18 protein-coding genes and 1 riboswitch are annotated in these 18717 nt (G+C 58.4%); of the genes, 4 read left to right on the forward strand and 14 right to left on the reverse strand.

The genetic code is table 11. The features are described from left to right. The first annotated feature begins 71 nt into the window (after positions 1-71). The 3 genes from secA to GOV88_RS10725 all read left to right on the forward strand — a co-directional run bounded on the left by secA (position 72) and on the right by GOV88_RS10725 (position 5387). Positions 72-2789: a preprotein translocase subunit SecA gene (secA, locus tag GOV88_RS10715; protein WP_171240415.1), complete on the forward strand. Its 2718-nt coding sequence runs from the start codon at positions 72-74 to the stop codon at positions 2787-2789. A 100-nt stretch (positions 2790-2889) separates the two neighbouring features. Continuing rightward, positions 2890-3807, forward strand: coding sequence for a hypothetical protein (locus GOV88_RS10720; RefSeq protein WP_171240416.1), 918 nt, complete (start codon positions 2890-2892; stop codon positions 3805-3807). Between the two features lie 23 nt (positions 3808-3830). Next, entirely contained in the window at positions 3831-5387 is a 1557-nt protein-coding gene (locus tag GOV88_RS10725; RefSeq protein WP_171240417.1) for a phosphate ABC transporter substrate-binding/OmpA family protein, read from the forward strand. A gap of 3 nt (positions 5388-5390) precedes the next feature. Here GOV88_RS10725 and radC read toward each other — a convergent pair whose 3' ends face one another. The 13 genes from radC to dnaK form a co-directional block, all read right to left on the reverse strand. After that, entirely contained in the window at positions 5391-6146 is a 756-nt protein-coding gene (gene radC, locus GOV88_RS10730) for a DNA repair protein RadC (protein WP_171124657.1), read from the reverse strand. Between the two features lie 35 nt (positions 6147-6181). Beyond that, positions 6182-6916, reverse strand: coding sequence for an ABC transporter permease (locus GOV88_RS10735; RefSeq protein ID WP_171240418.1), 735 nt, complete (start codon positions 6914-6916; stop codon positions 6182-6184). Beyond that, positions 6913-7638 (reverse strand): ABC transporter ATP-binding protein, encoded by a 726-nt coding sequence (locus GOV88_RS10740; RefSeq protein ID WP_171240419.1) that lies wholly within the window; start codon positions 7636-7638, stop codon positions 6913-6915. The genes GOV88_RS10735 and GOV88_RS10740 overlap by 4 nt, the downstream gene beginning before the upstream one ends. Next, the gene (gene tenA, locus GOV88_RS10745; RefSeq protein ID WP_171240420.1) at positions 7635-8309 is read right to left on the reverse strand and encodes a thiaminase II; all 675 of its coding nucleotides are present in this window, start codon (positions 8307-8309) and stop codon (positions 7635-7637) included. The genes GOV88_RS10740 and tenA overlap by 4 nt, the downstream gene beginning before the upstream one ends. Continuing rightward, complete coding sequence (locus tag GOV88_RS10750; protein WP_171123870.1) at positions 8306-9241, reverse strand: ABC transporter substrate-binding protein; 936 nt, start codon at positions 9239-9241, stop codon at positions 8306-8308. The genes tenA and GOV88_RS10750 overlap by 4 nt, the downstream gene beginning before the upstream one ends. A gap of 19 nt (positions 9242-9260) precedes the next feature. Beyond that, positions 9261-10223: a HesA/MoeB/ThiF family protein gene (locus tag GOV88_RS10755; RefSeq protein ID WP_171240421.1), complete on the reverse strand. Its 963-nt coding sequence runs from the start codon at positions 10221-10223 to the stop codon at positions 9261-9263. Further along, complete coding sequence (locus GOV88_RS10760; RefSeq protein WP_171240422.1) at positions 10220-10816, reverse strand: thiamine phosphate synthase; 597 nt, start codon at positions 10814-10816, stop codon at positions 10220-10222. The genes GOV88_RS10755 and GOV88_RS10760 overlap by 4 nt, the downstream gene beginning before the upstream one ends. Beyond that, positions 10813-11577: a thiazole synthase gene (locus tag GOV88_RS10765; RefSeq protein WP_171240423.1), complete on the reverse strand. Its 765-nt coding sequence runs from the start codon at positions 11575-11577 to the stop codon at positions 10813-10815. Before GOV88_RS10765 ends, GOV88_RS10760 begins: the two co-directional genes overlap by 4 nt. Before the next feature lie 2 nt (positions 11578-11579). Continuing rightward, complete coding sequence (gene thiS / locus GOV88_RS10770; RefSeq protein ID WP_171240424.1) at positions 11580-11774, reverse strand: sulfur carrier protein ThiS; 195 nt, start codon at positions 11772-11774, stop codon at positions 11580-11582. Beyond that, the gene (locus GOV88_RS10775; protein WP_171240425.1) at positions 11758-12735 is read right to left on the reverse strand and encodes an FAD-dependent oxidoreductase; all 978 of its coding nucleotides are present in this window, start codon (positions 12733-12735) and stop codon (positions 11758-11760) included. The genes thiS and GOV88_RS10775 overlap by 17 nt, the downstream gene beginning before the upstream one ends. Further along, positions 12732-13535, reverse strand: coding sequence for a bifunctional hydroxymethylpyrimidine kinase/phosphomethylpyrimidine kinase (gene thiD / locus GOV88_RS10780; protein WP_171240426.1), 804 nt, complete (start codon positions 13533-13535; stop codon positions 12732-12734). Before thiD ends, GOV88_RS10775 begins: the two co-directional genes overlap by 4 nt. A gap of 47 nt (positions 13536-13582) precedes the next feature. Further along, positions 13583-13689: riboswitch (TPP riboswitch) on the reverse strand. A gap of 173 nt (positions 13690-13862) precedes the next feature. After that, positions 13863-15014 (reverse strand): molecular chaperone DnaJ, encoded by a 1152-nt coding sequence (gene dnaJ, locus GOV88_RS10785; protein ID WP_171240427.1) that lies wholly within the window; start codon positions 15012-15014, stop codon positions 13863-13865. Between the two features lie 74 nt (positions 15015-15088). Beyond that, positions 15089-16996: a molecular chaperone DnaK gene (dnaK, locus tag GOV88_RS10790; RefSeq protein WP_171240428.1), complete on the reverse strand. Its 1908-nt coding sequence runs from the start codon at positions 16994-16996 to the stop codon at positions 15089-15091. Between the two features lie 212 nt (positions 16997-17208). Here dnaK and GOV88_RS10795 point away from each other — a divergent pair, with 212 nt between their 5' ends. Beyond that, entirely contained in the window at positions 17209-17811 is a 603-nt protein-coding gene (locus tag GOV88_RS10795; RefSeq protein ID WP_171240429.1) for an alpha-ketoglutarate-dependent dioxygenase AlkB, read from the forward strand. On the opposite strand, the gene GOV88_RS10800 is transcribed toward GOV88_RS10795, so the two are convergent. After that, the gene (locus GOV88_RS10800) at positions 17808-18629 is read right to left on the reverse strand and encodes an ABC transporter permease (RefSeq protein WP_171123850.1); all 822 of its coding nucleotides are present in this window, start codon (positions 18627-18629) and stop codon (positions 17808-17810) included. The genes GOV88_RS10795 and GOV88_RS10800 overlap by 4 nt on opposite strands. Positions 18630-18717: the final 88 nt, after the last annotated feature.

Genomic DNA, 18717 nt, shown 5'->3' on the forward strand with positions numbered 1-18717 from the left:
TATCTATGGGTTGCGCGCAAGGTGGGCAAGCCTGTCGCAACCAAGACAAGAACAGATCCGCTGGAGTGAACATGCTGGGACTCGGAACGCTCGCCAAAAAGGTGTTCGGAACACCGAACGACCGCAAGATCAAGGCGACCCGCCCGCTGATCGAACAGATCAATGCGCTGGAGCCCGAGTTCGAGAAATTGTCCGATGAGGGTCTGATCGAAAAGACCGCCGAGCTGCGCAAACGCGCACTGGATGGCGAAAGTCTTGACGCCCTTCTGCCCGAAGCCTTTGCCAACGTCCGCGAAGGGGCCAAGCGGGCCTTGGGTCTGCGCGCGTTCGACGTGCAGTTGATGGGCGGGGCCTTCCTGCATCAGGGCAACATCTCGGAAATGAAAACGGGTGAGGGCAAGACGCTGGTCGCCACTTTCCCCGCTTATCTGAACGCACTGACCGGCAAGGGCGTTCATGTTGTTACGGTGAACGAATACCTGGCCAAGCGCGACTCGGAATGGATGGGCAAGGTGTTCGGCGCTGTCGGCATGACCACTGGTGTTATCTGGTCGGGCCAGCCCGATGCCGAGAAAAAAGCCGCCTATGCCTGTGACGTGACCTACGCCACCAACAACGAACTGGGCTTTGACTATCTGCGCGACAACATGAAGGCCGATCTGGCCGAGATTTATCAGGTCCACCACAATTTTGCGATCGTGGACGAGGTTGACTCGATCCTGATTGACGAGGCTCGGACGCCGCTGATCATCTCGGGCCCGTCACAGGATCGGTCCGAGCTTTATACCACGATTGATGCGCTGATCCCGTCCTTGCAGGACGACCATTTCTCGTTGGACGAAAAATCCCGCAGCGTGACCTTTACGGATGAGGGCAACGAGTTCCTCGAACAGCAACTGATCGCCGGCGGACTGATCCCCGAAGGCCATTCGCTGTATGATCCTGAAAGCACCACGGTTGTTCACCATGTGAATCAGGGCCTGCGCGCGCACAAGCTGTTCACGCGCGACAAGGATTACATCGTGCGTGATGGCAACGTAGTTCTGATCGACGAATTCACCGGCCGTATGATGCCGGGCCGCCGTCTGTCGGAAGGTCTGCATCAGGCCATCGAAGCCAAGGAAGGTGTGCCTATTCAGCCGGAAAACGTGACGCTGGCCAGCGTGACCTTCCAGAACTATTTCCGTCTGTATGACAAGCTGGGCGGTATGACCGGCACCGCGTTGACAGAGGCCGAAGAATTTCAGGAAATTTACGGTCTGGGCGTGGTCGAGGTTCCGACCAACAAGCCGATCGCCCGTGCGGATGAAGACGATCAGGTTTATCGCACCGCTGGAGAAAAATACGGCGCGATGATCCAGGAAACAAAGGAAGCGCAGGAACGCGGGCAGCCCGTCCTTCTGGGCACTACCTCGATCGAAAAGTCCGAACTTCTGAGCCAGATGCTGACGAAGGAAGGTGTCGAGCACAACGTCCTGAACGCGCGCCAGCACGAGCAAGAGGCGCAGATCGTCGCCGATGCAGGCCGGTTCGGTGCCGTCACCATCGCCACCAACATGGCGGGCCGCGGCACCGACATTCAGCTTGGCGGCAATGTCGAGATGAAGGTCCTGCAGGCGTTGGCTGAAAATCCCGAGGCCGACCCTGCCGAGCTTCGCTCTGCCGAGGAATCCCGGCACGCAGAAGAGAAAGATAAGGTTCTGGCTGCAGGTGGTCTTTATGTCATGGCGTCCGAACGCCACGAAAGCCGCCGCATCGACAACCAGTTGCGCGGCCGTTCCGGCCGACAGGGTGATCCGGGCCGCACCGTGTTCTACCTGAGCCTTGAGGATGACCTGATGCGCATCTTCGGGTCGGAACGTCTGGATAAGGTCCTGCACACGCTGGGCATGAAGGAAGGCGAGGCAATCATTCACCCTTGGGTGAACAAATCGCTGGAACGCGCGCAGTCCAAGGTCGAAGGGCGCAACTTCGACATGCGCAAGAACGTCCTGAAATTCGACGACGTCATGAACGATCAGCGTAAGGTGGTCTTTAGCCAGCGGCGCGAGATCATGTCGTCGGATGACCTGTCCGAAATCGTGTCGGATATGCGGGAACAGGTGATTGACGACCTGATCGACGAATACATGCCGCCGAAATCCTACGCCGATCAGTGGGACACCGAGGGTCTTCATGAGGCGGTCAAAGACAAGCTGATCATCGACGCCCCCGTGCAGGACTGGGCAGCCGAAGAAGGCGTAGATGACGAACAGGTGCGCGAACGCCTGATCAATGCCTCGGACGAGATGATGGCCCAAAAAGCTGCAGCCTTTGGCCCCGAGAACATGCGCAAAATCGAAAAGCAGGTGTTGCTGAACACGATCGACAGCAAGTGGCGCGAGCATCTTCTGACGCTGGAGCATCTGCGCTCGGTCGTGGGATTCCGCGGTTACGCCCAGCGCGACCCGCTGAACGAATACAAGAACGAAAGCTTCCAGTTGTTCGAAGGCATGTTGGAAAGTCTGCGGGAAACTGTAACCCAGCAATTGTCGCGCGTCCGACCGCTTACCGACGAAGAACAGCGCGAGATGTTGGCGCAAATGCAGGCGCAGCAGGCACAGGCGCAACAAGCCGTCGATCAGGCGGTGGATCAGGCCGAAGCAGAGGCCGAGGCAGAAGCCTCGGGTGATGCGCGCCCCGGCTTTGTCGAAGATGACCTTAGCACATGGGGCAACCCGTCGCGCAACGACAGATGCCCCTGCGGATCAGGGAAAAAGTTCAAGCATTGCCACGGTCGTCTGACCTGACGCCGACGTAATTCAGACACAATGAGTCCGTTTCACGGCCACATATTGGCCGTGATTCATCTCCAGTATGCGACTCGCTCCTTCAACTGGGGAGGGTGTCTTGTTTGTAATTAAGAACTACGTGACCACCGGGGGCACGGTCGCCTGCGCCCTTGCGATCGGTTACCTGATGCAGAATGGATCACCTGCGCAGCCGAACGGCACGCAGACCGTTGTCAATACGACCGCAATGACAGACCAAGCTTCGATCATCGCCGGGCTGGAGGATATTGTTCTGACCTCCTCGTCTCCAGCCACGGACGCGACCCAATCCAGAAAATCCCTGCAACCCAACCGTTCGGCCCCCTCAGAACCGATGGATTGCAATCTAAGCGCGCGGGCGCATGCCGTTCCGGGTGCAGCCGCCGCGCTGACTGTCAGGGCGCCCTGTCACGCCAATCATCGGGTTGACGTGCTGCACAGTGGCCTGACCGTGACGCAGATGACCGACGAAAACGGGCGGATGGAGCTGACGCTTCCGGCGTTGTCCGAATATGCAATCTTTCTGATCTCGGTCGACGATCAGAATGGTACGGTCGCAACCACGCATGTCCCGGACCTGAACCAATACAACCGGATTGCCCTTCAGTGGACGGGCGAGACCGATCTGCAAATCCATGCCCTTGAATTTGGGGCAAGCTATGGCGGCGCGGGTCATGTTTCCTCTGATCCGAATGCGCAGGGCGCGGGCAATGTCGTTACTCTTGGCCATTCCGGTCTGGAAAGCGCGCGCAATGTCGAAGTGTATTCCTTTCCAGCCGCTCAGATCAGCCAGTCAGGGTCAATTGCCCTGACGGTCGAAGCCGAAGTGACAGACGCCAACTGCGACCGCGATCTGAGCGTTCAGTCCTTTGAATTGCGCTCGGATCGCCGGCTGACATCGCGCGAGATGACGCTCAACCTGCCGAATTGTACCCAAACGGGTGAGTTTCTTGTGTTGAATAATCTGATCGAAGACCTGACAATCGCCGCAAATTAAACGCAGGCAGGCTCGATCTTCTTATGACCTTTCTTCGTGTGGCGGTCGCTGCACTTATTTCGCTGACGCTATCCAAAAACGTGTCCGCGCAGGATATCACCCTGACATCCCACGACGGCAAGGTTGAGGTTGTCGGCAATCTGCTTGGCTTTGATGGTGAGTTCTATCGGGTGGACACTCCGTTCGGAACGCTGACCGTTGATGGATCAGGCGTCACGTGTGACGGCCCAGCATGCCCCAGCCTGACTGATTTCGTGGCAGAGGTGCGTTTCTCAGGCTCGTCCGTGATGGCCGAAAAAGTTCTGCCGGCACTGATCACAGGTTTCGCCCGGCAAGAGGGGTTGCTGGCCACGTCTCATGATTCCGAGTCTGGCAACCTCGTGATCGAGCTGCAGAAAACGGGTCGGAATGCACCGCTGGGGCGGTTCTTTTTCAGCGCAAACAACACAGGGCAGGGTTTTGTCGATCTGACCAATAACGAGACCGACATCGTGATGGCCCTGCGCGAAATACGCGATGATGAGCAAACCGCGGCAGAGGCGGCCGGTCTGGGAGACCTGACCCATGTGCGCCGGTCGCGTGTTGTGGCATTGGACGCGCTGGTCCCGATCGTTGCAATGGATAATCCCGTGCGGCAGATTTCCCCAACCGATCTGGTTCGGGTTTTTGCCGGAGAGATTATGAACTGGGCCGAATTGGGGGGGCCGGATGCGCCGATCTCAACCTATTTGCCTAGTGCTGGTTCAGGACTGGCCCAGATTGCCGAGGACCAGTTGTTTGTGCCATCAGACGCAGCCCTGTCGGAAAGCGTGGTTCGCCATATTCACAGCGGTTCGCTTGTGCAAAAGGTGGCAAAAGACCCGTTCGCCGTCGGGTTGGCAAGTCAGGCTGAACTGGACACTGTTCGTGCGCTGCCGTTGACCGGGGGGTGCGGTCATGCGCTTTCTGCCACGCGGCAGACTATTAAGACCGAGGATTATCCCCTTACTTCGCCCATGTTCCTGTATCTGCCCAACCGCCGCCTGCCCCGGATCGCAAGGCAGTTTCTGGCCTATACCCAAAGCGATGCGGCACAGTTACAGATCCGAAACTCTGGTTTTGTCGATCAAGCCCCGGAAATGATGCAGATCGGGTTACAAGGGGATCGGCTGGCAAACGCCATAGCGTCAGGCGGCCCCGAGGTCGGGCTGGACGAATTGCAGCGCATGATCGAAACGCTGCGTCCCCTCTCACGCTTGTCACTGTCCTTTCGGTTTGAGGCGGGGTCGTCCCGGCCTGACGCGCAATCGCGGTCCAACATACGGCAACTGGCACAACAGATTGAATCCGGGGCATTCGATGCGCGCAAGCTGACCTTTGTCGGGTTCAGCGATGGCGACGGTCCCGCCGCAGGCAATGCACGTATCGCCCTGCTGCGCGCGAAAACGGTTCGCAATGCAGTGGTGGCAGCCGTCGAGACCACGGTGCCAGACAGCGTCGAACTGAATGTGGATGCATTTGGTGAAGCGATGCCAATGGCTTGCGATGACACGAATTGGGGCCGCAAGGTCAATCGCCGGGTCGAGGTCTGGGTCGAGTGACAGCTACAGATACCCTTCGGAGCGGAAACTCAGCTCATTTGATTTTCCGATGATCAGGTGATCGTGCAGCGTCAGCCCTAAGGCTGTGCACGCATCCTGAATTCGGTTTGTCATGTCGATGTCCGATTGCGACGGCGTCGGATCACCTGAGGGATGGTTATGCACAAGGATCAGGGCCGAGGCGTTTAGCTCAAGCGCGCGTTTGGCGACCTCGCGCGGGTAGACTGGCACATGGTCCACCGTGCCCTTGGCTTGTTCCTCATCCGCGATCAGCACATTCTTGCGGTCCAGAAAGAACACCCGAAACTGTTCAGTCTCGCGGTGCGCCATGGTTGTGTGGCAATAGTCCAGCAAAGCATCCCAGCCGGAAATCACGTGCCGGTGCATCACCCGCGCCCGTGCCATCCGGTGGGCGCAGGCTTCGAGTATCTTGAGGTCGGTGATCACCGTATCGCCCACGCCTTTGATCTGCCGCAGCCGTTCTTCTGGCGCAGTCAGAACGCGGTTGAAATCGCCGAATGTGTCCATGAGGGCACGCGCCAGAGGTTTAACATCCTGCCGAGGGATCGCGCGGAAAAGGACCAGTTCCAGCAACTCGTAATCCGGCATGGCAGCCGAACCGCCAGCCATGAACCGTTCGCGCAGCCGCTTGCGGTGATCCTTGATATAAGACGGCAACTTACCCGTCGGCAAAGGTTGCCCCGGGGCTTCGTCAAAGTCGAACAATGAGGGGGCTTCGGCAAAGGCATCCTGAGTCATACTCAAAGATTGGCTCAGAATCAGTTTCTGAATGGTTAACGCGCCTCGCTTGCCATGCGCGCAGTGGCCCGTCGGACAATCAGGTGCAAAAGGATGGAAAATACCCCCAGCGTCAGCATCGCAGCAAACATCAGATCGGTTTTGGCGCGCCCATTGGCCAACAGCATCAGATAACCCAACCCTTGCGAGGACCCGACCCATTCGCCGATCACCGCCCCGATCGGTGCATAAACGGCCGCCAGCCGCATCCCCGAGGCCAGCGACGGCAGCGCGGCGGGTATACGAATGTGCCACAACACGGCGCGGGGGCTGGCCTGCATGGTGCGCGCAAGGTCCAGATACCCTTGTGGCGTCCGCATCAGCCCGTCAAAGAAGGAGGACGTGATCGGGAAGTAGATGATCAACACGGCCATGGCGACCTTGGACCACAACCCGTATCCCAGCCACAGGGTCAGTAAAGGTGCCAGCGCGAAAACCGGCAAGGCTTGGGTAAAGACCAGCATCGGCTGCACCAACACCCGCGCCGCGCGTGAATTGGCCAGTTGCAGGGCGGTCAGAACCCCCAAAACCGTCCCAAAGGCCAGACCGATCACCACCTCAACCGCCGTAATCCACGTATGTTCCGCGATGATCCAGCGATTCTGCCACCATGTCTCGGCAACCAAAGCAGGGCCGGGCAGGATGAATTTCGGCAACCCGGTCAGGCTGACGATCGCCTGCCAAAGAACCAGCGCAAACACGGTTGCAGCAAGGGCCGACAGGATCTTCATGCAGCCTCTCTCAGCAGTCGCAACAAAGCACCCTGCGTTTCCAGCGTTTCCTGATCATCCACATGGCGCGGCGCAGGCGCGGCAGGGGGATCGCATGAGGTCAGCCCCTGCGGTGTCATCACCACAATGGATTGACCCAGCCGCGCGGCCTCGCCCGGATCGTGGGTCACCAAAAGAACGGTCCTGCCCTTCAGCGCATCGGCGGCAAGGTCCTGCATATCGGCTCGTGTACGCGCATCCAGGGCCGAGAACGGCTCATCCAGCAAAACGATGGGCCGATCCTCCATCAGGGTTCGCGCCAACGCGACCCGCTGGCGTTGCCCCCCGGACAGTTCTGACGGTCTCTTGGCCATGTGATCCTGAAGCCGCATCCGTTCGATCAAACGGTCCCTGCGTTCGATATCGGGTGTCTCACCGCGCAGCCGCGCGCCCAATGATACGTTCTGCGCAACTGTCGCCCACGGCAACAACAGATCGTCCTGCGCCATATACGCGACGCGATCCGCCACGGTCTGACCATCACTTGCGGTAATCTGGCCCTCGAAATCCGCGCCCGTTTCTAGCCCTGCGATCAAGCGCAGGACTGTGGTCTTTCCAACACCCGACCCCCCCAGCAAACAGGTCCACTGTCCCGACCCAAGGGTCAGGCTAAGCGGCGCGAACAGCGTCGCTCCGTCAATGGTGGCCGTGCCGCTTATGGTTAGATCCGGTGCAGAGGTCATGGTGTCAGGCCCATTTGCCAGAAATTGACCTCTAGCTCTGTGGCGGTTCGGAAGGTCTGGCACAGCCTGTCCCACCGGGGCGAAGTTTCAAAATCCGGTCCAATACGTCGTGTTAGAGCCTGATCCAGCAATGTTCCCACCGCCTTGCATGCGTCTTGGTAGTCTGGGCCTGCATAGGTGTTGATCCAGTCGCGATAGGTCTCCGACGTGGCCTCGATCGCCAGCCGTGCTCCGATCTCGCCATAGCCCATCACGCAGGGCGCTAGGGCCGCTAGCAGATCCAGCAAATCGCCGCTATAGCCCGCCTCGAGCACGAACCGCGTATAGGCCAAATTCTCGGCACGTTCAGGGGTGGCGAACAGTTCCTCGCCCGAGATACCTTCGGCCTCGCATATACCAATATGAAGCTGCATTTCCTCGGCCACCAGCGCGTTCACGGTGCCGACTGCAGTCAGCATCTCGGAATGGGTTTCCGATTTTACCACCGCCAAGGCCCAGGCACGAGAAAAGTGGATCAGAAACACATAGTCCTGACGCAGATAGTGCAGGAACGCGTCACGCGGCAGGTTTCCATCCTTCAGCCCTTCGACAAAAGCGTGGCGGGTATAGTCCCGCCACGGCCCTTGCGCCGCGTCGCGCATCAGCGCGAAGGCCTTGCCGTACTCGCTCATTGTGCCGTCACGTCGATAGTGATGTCGCTGACTGGGTTGATGCTGTCGATCATGCCGCTGTCCTTGAGGAATTCTTCGAACCGGGCATAACGGCCAGCGTCAAAACCCGCTGGACGCAGGGCAAAACGGGGCAGAGTGTCGACCCATGCGCGTGCATTCAGTTCGTCCTGCAGCTCAGGCGACGTGGCGGCGAAAATTTCCCAGCTTTTTTCGGGGTTGTTGACGATGTACTGGGTGGCTTTCTCGGTCGCTGCCAGAAAACGGGCGATCATGTCGGTGTCCATCTTGTCGGGATTGGCGACATAGATCAGTTCATCATAGGGCGGAACGCCTTCTTCCTCGATATAGAAGCAACGGCCTGCGACGCCTTCGATATCCATCTGGTTCAGCTCAAAGTTACGGAACGCGCCGATCACAGCATCGACCTGACCGGTCATCAGCGACGGCGACAGCGAAAAGTTGACGTTGATCAGCTCGATATCGTCCAGTGCAACACCATGTGCGTTCAGCATCGCAGTCAGGATCGCCTCTTCCACGCCTGCGACCGAGAATCCAACCTTCTTGCCCTTCAGATCGGCAAGCGATTTGATCGGGCCGTCCTCAAGCACCAACAGACAGTTGAGCGGCGTCGCAACCAGAGTGCCCACCCGCTTGAGCGGCAGCCCCTCGTGGATCTGCAGATGCAGTTGCGGTTGATAAGACACGGCCAATTCCGCCTGACCCGCAGCAACCAGACGCGGAGGCGCAGACGGGTCCGCTGGTGGGACGATCTCGACCTCAAGCCCCTCATCTGCGAAGTAGCCATTTTCCTGAGCGACGATGATGGGACCGTGATCAGGGTTGATGAACCAGTCCAGCAGCACGGTCATCTTGTCCTCGGCCCATGCAGGCGCGGCGGCCAGCAGAGCGATGGCTGTGATCAGCTTTTTCATGTCTCGCGTTTCCTTCTGTTCACGAGGTTGCGGCCGCGACGAGGACAATCTCGCCGGACCAATCCGGTTGTAATTCTTCAGCGGCGCGCCAGGCGCGCAAACCTGTGGCGCAGCACAAAGCCAGTGTTTTCTCTTTGCTAGGCTCTGATTTTAAGGCGTTGAGCGACAGGCGCTGCGCATTCGGATGCACGGGTTTCGGTGCTTCGTCTTCGCCGCGTAGTTCAACGATCAAGTCGTCCTCGGTCAGATCGCCCGGGGAGACAAATCTGAAATGCCGATCGGGCTCGGGCGCATTGTCAAAGCGAAAAGTGGTGCTGCGCAGGGTTCGCGCGTCGAACTGAACCATCTGACCCAAGGGCGAGGGGTCCAGCCCCAATATCAGGTTCAGCGTCATTTGCGCCTGCATCGCACCGATCATTCCCACAACGGGCCCCAAAACGCCCGCTGTTGCGCAACTTGCCCCATTGTCCGGCGCATCCGGAAACACAGCGCGCAATGACGGGGCACCGCCGCAGAACCCGCCGACATAACCCGACAGACCCAGAACCGACGCGGTGATCAGTGGTTTTCCCGCGCCAAAACACGTGTCGGACAGGATATAGCTGGCGGCATAACTGTCAGCACAATCCAGAACCACATCTGCCTGCGCCACCAAGTCGGCTGCGTTTTCGCTTGTTAGGGCCTGTTCACTCGCAATTACGTTGATCTCGCCATTCAACGCGCGGCACCGTTCAGCAGCGACCGCAGCTTTGGGCCGCCCACAATCCGCTTCGGCAAACAACGTCTGGCGGTGCAGGTTTGACAAGGCAACCGTGTCACCATCTACAATCGTGATCTGCCCGATACCGGCACCGGCAAGTAGGGGAAGAACCGGTGCCGCCAGACCTCCGGCGCCAATCACGATAACCCGCGCGTCGGACAAGCGCGCCTGACCTTCGGCCCCGACTTCGGACAACAGGGTTTGACGCGCGTACCGGCTCATCGCGTGACCTCGATCCATTGGCGCACGCGGGCTTCGGGATCGTCGTTCAAGGTGATGTCGGTCACAACCGAAACAATATCAGCACCCGCCTGCAATACGCTCTGTGCATGCTCCACACTCATGCCACCGATACCGACAAGGGGAATGTCGCCTACCCGTGCCTTCCACTCTGTTACGCGCGGCAAACCCTGCTGTTCCCATTTCATTTTCTTCAGAATCGTCGGGTAGACAGGGCCAAGCGCCACATAATCCGGGTCCATCGCCAGAACACGCTCCAGCTCATCATCGTCATGGGTGGACACACCCAGCTTCAACCCAGCCTTACGGATGGCTTTCAGGTCGGCATCGTCTAAATCCTCCTGACCCAGATGAATCCAGTCACACCCCGCATCAATGGCGGCCTGCCAATAGTCGTTCACTACCAGCACCGCGCCGTGTGCTCGACAGAGGTCCAGTGACGCAGAAATCTGTTCCCACACCACCTCATCCGGCTGATCTTTGATCCGCAACTGGACCAGTTTGACGCCCAGCGGCAACATGCGGCGCAACCAGTCGGAGTGATCGAAAATTGGGTAAAACCGGTCCAGCGTCATGACAGAAACGCCTTTCCGATCACTGGGGTCGAAGGTTCGGCCATATCTCGGGCCTCGATCGGATCGGCCTCATGCGCCAGTTGCCCCGCCTCGATCGCCAACATCATAGCCCGCGCCATCGCCGCCGGGTCGCCCGCCCGCGCCACGGCTGTATTGAGAAGCACCGCGTCATACCCCAGCTCCATCGCGTGTGCCGCGTGACTTGGCAGGCCGATCCCCGCATCAATCACCAACGGGACATCAGCAAACTCGGCGCGCAGCGCGCGCAGCGCGTATTCGTTGTTCAGCCCGCGCCCCGACCCAATCGGCGCGCCCCAGGGCATCAGCACCTCGCACCCGGCCCCCAACAGGCGTTCTGCCACAACCAGATCGTCAGTGGTGTACGGGAAGACCTGAAACCCATCTCCGGTCAGGATGCGGGCCGCCTCGACCAATTGAAACACATCCGGCTGCAGGCTGTCGGTATGGCCTATCAGTTCAAGTTTGATCCACTTGGTATCAAACACCTCGCGCGCCATATGCGCCGTAGTCACGGCCTCTTTAACGGTATGGCAGCCAGCGGTGTTGGGCAGAACCAAAACGCCAAGGTCGCGGATAATTTGCCAAAACGTCTGCCCGGTACCAGATTCGCGCCGCAAGGACACGGTGGCGACCCCGGCTCTACTTTCCCGAAATGCTTTTTCTAGTATTGCCGGGCTGGGATACTGCGCAGTCCCCAGCATCAATGGATTCGGCAGTTTGGTGCCATAGAACGTCTTCACCTTCAGCCCCCCTGCATCGGCGCAACAACTTCGACCTTGTCGCCGTCAGTCAGTTTATGGGCGACGCGTAGGGTCGACGGTACAAAGTCTTCATTCACCGCCGTCGCGACACGACCGGTAAACCCGCATTCCAGCAACAAGTCCGACAAGGTTTCGGCGCGCACCTCGCGTGGTTCACCGTTAAGCACGATCTTCATCGACCATCTCCGAATGTTTGTTCTCAAGCGCCAGATCAGCCACACCCTGCGCAAGTGCCGGGGCCAACAGGTAACCATGACGATACAGCCCGTTCGCATAAATCGTATGCCCCAGACGCCGAATGCGCGGCAGGTTGTCGGAGAAAGCCGGGCGCAGGTCGACACCGATTTCCAGCACCTCCGCTTCTCCGAAGGCGGGGTTTAGCGCGTATGCGGCGCTTAACAATTCCAACATGGACCGCGCGGTGATGCGGCTGCTGTCCTCAGATTCGATCATTGTCGCGCCCAGCATGTAGACGCCATTGCCGCGCGGCACGATGTAAAGCGGCATCCGCGGGTGCAACAGGCGTACGGGCCGAGACAGGGTAACGTCAGGGCACCGGATCACAAGCATCTCACCCTTGACCCCACGAAGGTCATGCAATGTCTCGCGCGCGTGCAAACCCCGACAATCAATGGTGTTTTTCAAACCCGACGGGGCAAGTTTCTGATGAAATACCACACCCTCTGATTGCAACCGCCGATACAGGTCCAGCAGCGCGCGACGCGGATCCAGATGCGCCTCGTTCGAAAAGAACAGGCCCTTAGGAAAACCCGTTAAATCAGGCTCTAATTCGACTATTTCCGGCTGATCGACGTCCTTAAATTCACGCGTCCGACGCGAGAACCGGCGCAGATCAGGCAAATCTCTTGAATTGGCAACAACCAGAGTGCCGCGCCGATGTACCACGGTGCGCGTGCCCCACCATTCCAACGCGCCTTGCCCCAGGCGCAGCACTGGTTCCTCGGCATTTTCATACTCGCACCACGGAGCCAACATACCGCCAGCCCACCAGGAACACCCATGCGCACCCGGAGGGCCGCCGGGGTCAAAAACCTGCACCTTCGCGCCACGCGACACAAGCTCGCTGGCGACGGTCAAACCGGCAACACCGGCCCCTATGACCGACCAAAGCGTCATGCCGTCCACACCCGATGAAAGTGATGAACCGGCCCGTGGCCCTGTCCGATATTCAGCTCATCCGCCTTAGCGATTGCCCCCTGAAGATACTCATGCGCCTGCGCGACCGCATCGGGCAGTGCAAGAACTTTGGCCAATCCCGCGGCAATCGAGGATGACAACGTGCAACCGGTGCCGTGCGTGTTGCGGGTCTCAACACGTGGGGCTGTATATTCGCCAACAACGCCCGAAGCGTCCAGCAGTACATCGTGGCAAAAATCCCCTACGCCATGACCGCCCTTCATCAATACGGCCTTTGCCCCCAATGCACACAAGCTACGCCCCTGATCCGCCATTTCCGCAGGAGACGTAGCCGCTGCGCTGCCCAACAGACACGCAGCTTCCGGCAAATTGGGCGTCAATACCGAAGCGCGAGGTAAGAGCACATCCCGCAAGGTTTGGACCGCGTCCTGCGCCAACAAGGCATCCCCCGACTTGGCGACCATCACGGGATCCAAAACAATCGGACCTTCAAAAGCTGCGATGCTGTCGGCCACGGTATGGATAATCTCAGGTGTCGCCAACATTCCAATCTTGATGGAAACAACCTTCAGATCAGTCAGAACAGCATCAATCTGCGCGGCGATAACCTCCAGCGGTATTCCATGCACGGCGGTCACCGCACGGGTGTTCTGCGCCGTTACCGCCGTAACAACACTCGCGCCAAACACACCCAGCGCCGACATCGCCTTAAGATCGGCCTGTATTCCGGCGCCGCCGCCGCTGTCCGATCCTGCAATTGTCAATGCAATAGGCGCCATTTGGTTGCTCCAGTTCAGTAGGGGCAACGGTGGCGTGGATAACGTCAGTAAACTGTACGACCGTTCCCTCCGCCGGTATTGCCCGGATCAGGTTCGATGGGTTGGCGCATTTGCACCTCTCAGCCCCATGATCAGGGCACCCCAACGGTTGGCGCAGAACATCTCAGGCGCGGTCGGATTAATCAAGAGGATTCTGCGAGGCTCTGCCTCGCGCTCCGGGATATTTCTGGCCAGATGAAGAACGGATCCCCTGCTTCATCTGGCTAAAAGTATCCCGGGGGAGTCGCCCGAATGGGCGGCGGGGGCAGAGCCCCCTGACTGAAGGCTTCAGCCCTTCATCCCGTCCCAGAACGATTTCACTGAAGAGAAGAAGCTTTTGGATTCGGGATGATTGTCTTCGCCCAAGTCGTCGAACTCTTTCAAAAGCTCTTTCTGACGGCTGGTCAGGTTCACCGGTGTTTCCACAGCCAATTCGATGAACATATCGCCGACACCGCCACCGCGCAGCGCGGGCATACCCTTGCTGCGTAGACGCATCTGTCGGCCCGACTGACTTCCAGCCGGAATCTGCACGCGACCACGGCCGCCGTCGATCGTCGGCACCTCGATCGACCCACCCAGCGCGGCCTTTGCCATGCTGACAGGTACACGGCAATAAAGGTTCACGCTGTCACGTTCGAACAGTTTGTGGTCCGAAACCTCGACAAAAATATAGAGATCGCCAGGAGGGCCACCACGCATCCCGGCCTCACCCTCGCCTGCCAGACGAATGCGCGTACCGGTTTCAACACCGGCAGGGATGTTCACGGACAATGCGCGCTCTTTTTCGACGCGGCCTGCGCCGCCACAGGATTTACAGGGATTCTTAATGATCTGGCCAAGGCCCGAACAGGTCGGACAAGACCGTTCTACCGTGAAAAAGCCCTGTTGCGCGCGGACCTTGCCCATGCCGGAACATGTGGGGCAGGTTGTAGGCTCGACGCCACTTTCCGCGCCCGAACCGTCACAGGCGGAGCAGGCAACTGCAGCGGGGACGTTGATGGTTTTCTGAAGCCCCGAGAATGCCTCTTCCAGCGTCACGCGCAGGTTGTAGCGTAGGTCTGATCCACGTGCAGCACGACGGCCGCCGCTGGCCCCGCCACGCTGACCACCCATGAAATCACCGAACAGGTCGTCAAATACGTCAGAAAATGCGCTGGAAAAGTCGCCCTGACCAAACCCACCACCGGGACGGCCACCACCACCCATGCCGTTTTCAAACGCGGCATGGCCAAAGCGGTCATAGGCGGCCTTTTTTTCGGCATCGCGCAGAACGTCATAGGCTTCGTTCGCTTCCTTGAACTGCGCCTCGGCATCCGGGTTGTCCTTGTTGCGGTCGGGATGCAATTCCTTGGCTTTCTTGCGAAAGCCTTTCTTGATCTCGTCCGCTGATGCGCCCTTTGATACGCCGAGCACATCATAGTAGTCGCGTTTTGACATCAGTATTTCCTTCTGCCTCAACGTAATCGGGCCGGCCCGACAACCGGACCGGCCCGAATTGGCCCGGTTACCCGTTAGTTACGCTTGTCGTCGTCCAGATCTTCGAACTCGGCGTCGACAATATCATCATCGCCCGGCGCTGCGTCTGCCGCTGCAGGCTCATCCTCACCTTCTTCGGCTTGCGCCTTGTAGATGGCCTCGCCCAGCTTCATGGCCGCTTCGGTGACGTTCTGGATGCCCGACTTGATCTTGTCAGCATTCTCGGTTTCCAGCTCGTCTTTCAGCGCGGCAATCGCCAGCTCGATGGCTTCGATGGTGGTCGGGTCGACCTTGTCGGCATGCTCTTCCATCGACTTCTCGGTCGAATGGATAAGGCTTTCCGCCTGGTTCTTGGCGTCCACCAACTCGCGGCGTTCCTTGTCGGCCTCGGCATTTTCCTCGGCGTCCTTGACCATCTTTTCGATGTCCGCGTCGGACAGACCGCCCGAAGCCTGGATAGTGATCTTCTGCTCTTTGCCGGTGCCTTTGTCCTTGGCCGAAACCGACACAATGCCGTTGGCGTCGATGTCAAAAGTCACCTCGATCTGAGGCATACCGCGCGGTGCGGGCGGGATATCTTCCAAGTTGAACTGACCCAGGATCTTGTTGTCCGCAGCCATTTCACGCTCACCCTGGAACACGCGAATGGTCACGGCGTTCTGGTTGTCCTCGGCGGTCGAAAAGACCTGAGACTTTTTCGTCGGGATGGTCGTGTTGCGGTCGATCAGACGGGTGAACACGCCACCCAGCGTTTCAATACCCAGCGACAGTGGGGTAACGTCCAGCAGAACCACGTCTTTAACGTCGCCCTGCAGAACACCGGCCTGAATGGCGGCGCCCATGGCAACCACTTCGTCCGGGTTTACGCCTTTGTGCGGCTCTTTACCGAAGAATTTGGTGACCTCTTCGATCACTTTCGGCATCCGGGTCATACCACCGACCAGGACAACCTCATCCACGTCGCCAGCCGACAGACCCGCATCTTTCAGTGCAGCCGCGCAAGGCTTCATCGACTTCTTGATCAGATCGCTCACCAGCGATTCCAGCTTGGCACGGGTCAGTTTCATGACCATGTGCAGCGGCTGGCCGTTGGCGCCCATCGAGATGAACGGCTGGTTGATCTCGGTCTGCGAGGTCGAGGACAGTTCGATCTTGGCTTTCTCAGCGGCTTCTTTCAGACGCTGCAGGGCCATTTTGTCGCTGGACAGATCGACACCGTGCTCTTTTTTAAACTCATCCGCCAGGTAGTTGACGATGCGCATGTCAAAGTCTTCACCACCCAGGAAGGTGTCGCCGTTGGTCGACTTGACCTCGAACAGGCCATCGTCGATTTCCAGGATGGTCACGTCGAAGGTACCGCCACCAAGGTCATAAACCGCGATGGTTTGGGTTTCTTCCTTGTCCAGACCATAGGCCAGAGCGGCCGCTGTCGGTTCGTTGATGATCCGCAGCACTTCCAGACCAGCGATTTTACCAGCGTCTTTGGTAGCCTGACGCTGTGCGTCGTTGAAATAGGCTGGAACGGTGATAACCGCCTGCGTGACTTCCTCACCCAGATAGCTTTCGGCGGTTTCCTTCATCTTGCCCAGAGTGAAGGCCGAGATTTGGCTTGGGGAGTACTTTTCACCACGGGCTTCAACCCATGCGTCGCCATTGCCGCCATTGACGATGGCATAAGGCACCATTTTCTTGTCTTTTTCGACTTCTGCATCATCCACACGACGGCCGATCAGACGCTTGACGCCAAAGATCGTGTTGTCGGGGTTGGTGACCGCCTGACGTTTTGCAGGCTGACCGACCAGTCGCTCATCTTCGGTGAAGGCGACGATCGAGGGCGTGGTCCGCGCCCCTTCGGCGTTTTCGATGACCTTCGGCTGCGAGCCGTCCATGATGGCCACGCACGAGTTGGTGGTTCCGAGGTCAATCCCGATTACTTTACTCATATGTTCAATCCCTTTCTCTTCAAGGCGATGTCCGAGGTCCGGACCCGTTATGGCACCCGCCCCCGATCTGATTTGCGCAATAGCCCTACACCATCACGCGTCCCGGCGTATATAAGGGCGGGACCAAAAGCCTGCAAGCGGTGTAAATCGCAGGTTTTCGGGATTCTGTGGCCTTTTTTCGCAAGGTTTTGGCAAGGATTGAGGATTCTGCGATGGCGCGGCTGATTTTGCGCGATTTCGACATCAGAAAAGCCTATCTGGACAGCACTGAACAAACAGGGCTGGTCGAGGTACTGCGCCCGATTCTGAAGTCCGCGCCTTTGTTCCGGCCCGTTACGCCTTCGGGCAAGGAAATGTCCGTTCGCATGACCTCGGCCGGATCGTTGGGTTGGGTGACAGATCGCGCGGGCTACAGGTATCAGTCGCAGCATCCCAAAGGGGTCGGTTGGCCGTCAATCCCCGAACCCATTCTTGCAGTCTGGCGCGATCTGGCCAGCGCGGAACGTGACCCGGATTGCTGCCTGATCAACTATTACGGCGAAAATGCCCGAATGGGGCTGCATCAGGACAAGGACGAAGCAGATTTTTCCTGGCCGGTTCTCTCAATTTCGCTTGGCGATGACGCCTTGTTCCGCATTGGCAACAGCGCCCGAGGCGGCAAGACCGAGTCGATCTGGCTGAACTCGGGCGATGTCGTGATTATGGGTGGCCCTGCGCGCCTGACCTATCACGGCGTGGATCGCATCCGGTTCGGGTCATCCAAGCTGTTGCCGAAAGGCGGAAGGATCAACCTGACCCTGCGCGTAGCCAGTTAGCGGCGCGCGTTCCAGCTCTGCGAGATTTGCTGGCGCGTGTAGAAAATTCCCAACAGACCAATCAGCAACAGCGTCAAGCCAACCCAGATTGGATATTCCCAGTTGGTGTTGCGCGGAAAATAGTTCCGAAACACAAATCCGCGGCACTGGTCGATGATATGAAACAACGGGTTCCACGCAAACATCGTCAACATGAAACCGCCCAGCGCGTTTGCCACGAACATCTTTCCCGAAAAGACCATGTTCAATCTGCGATAAATCGTGCTCAGAATCGTCGAAGTCGTTGGAAACCACGGCTTCAGGGCCATGAACACCACACCTACAGCGCACCCCGTGAACCAGGCCAATATCAGCATGTAGAACGCACCGCCTGGATCTTGAACTTCCAACGGGGCAACGACGACTATGTAACCGAACAGGATCACGAAAATGGATACCAACTGCGTATAAAGCGTTCCAAACGCGGCAGCCAACAGAACCACCATCATGTTCATCGGCGAATGCAGCATCATCGGGTTGTCGCCGGTACCAACACCGGACACTGCACCAACCGCTTTGACATGTGTGAGGAACAGAAAGATACCCGACAGCAGAAACAAAATGAACTCACCCCGAACCTTCGCAACGCGGGTCCCAAGAAAGGACATTATCAGGTAAAAGACAGTGAGCAGTGCCAGAACCTGAATGACATTCTTCACAATTGCGATAATTGCGTTGGAATGACCCGCGCGGATGTTGCGCACGACGGCGTGAAACACCAGTTCAGCCGTTGTGAACGCGCCACCCAAAAGGGTCTGATTTCGCTTAAAATAAAACACGCGTGCGTCGTTTCCTGCCCAATCGCCTGTAAACTGTCACGAAATTCTTGCCGATCCGTAACTGGCACATCATAAGGCCGACAGAATA

The organism is Ruegeria sp. HKCCA5491, from assembly GCF_013034565.1.
Taxonomy (GTDB): Bacteria; Pseudomonadota; Alphaproteobacteria; order Rhodobacterales; family Rhodobacteraceae; genus Ruegeria.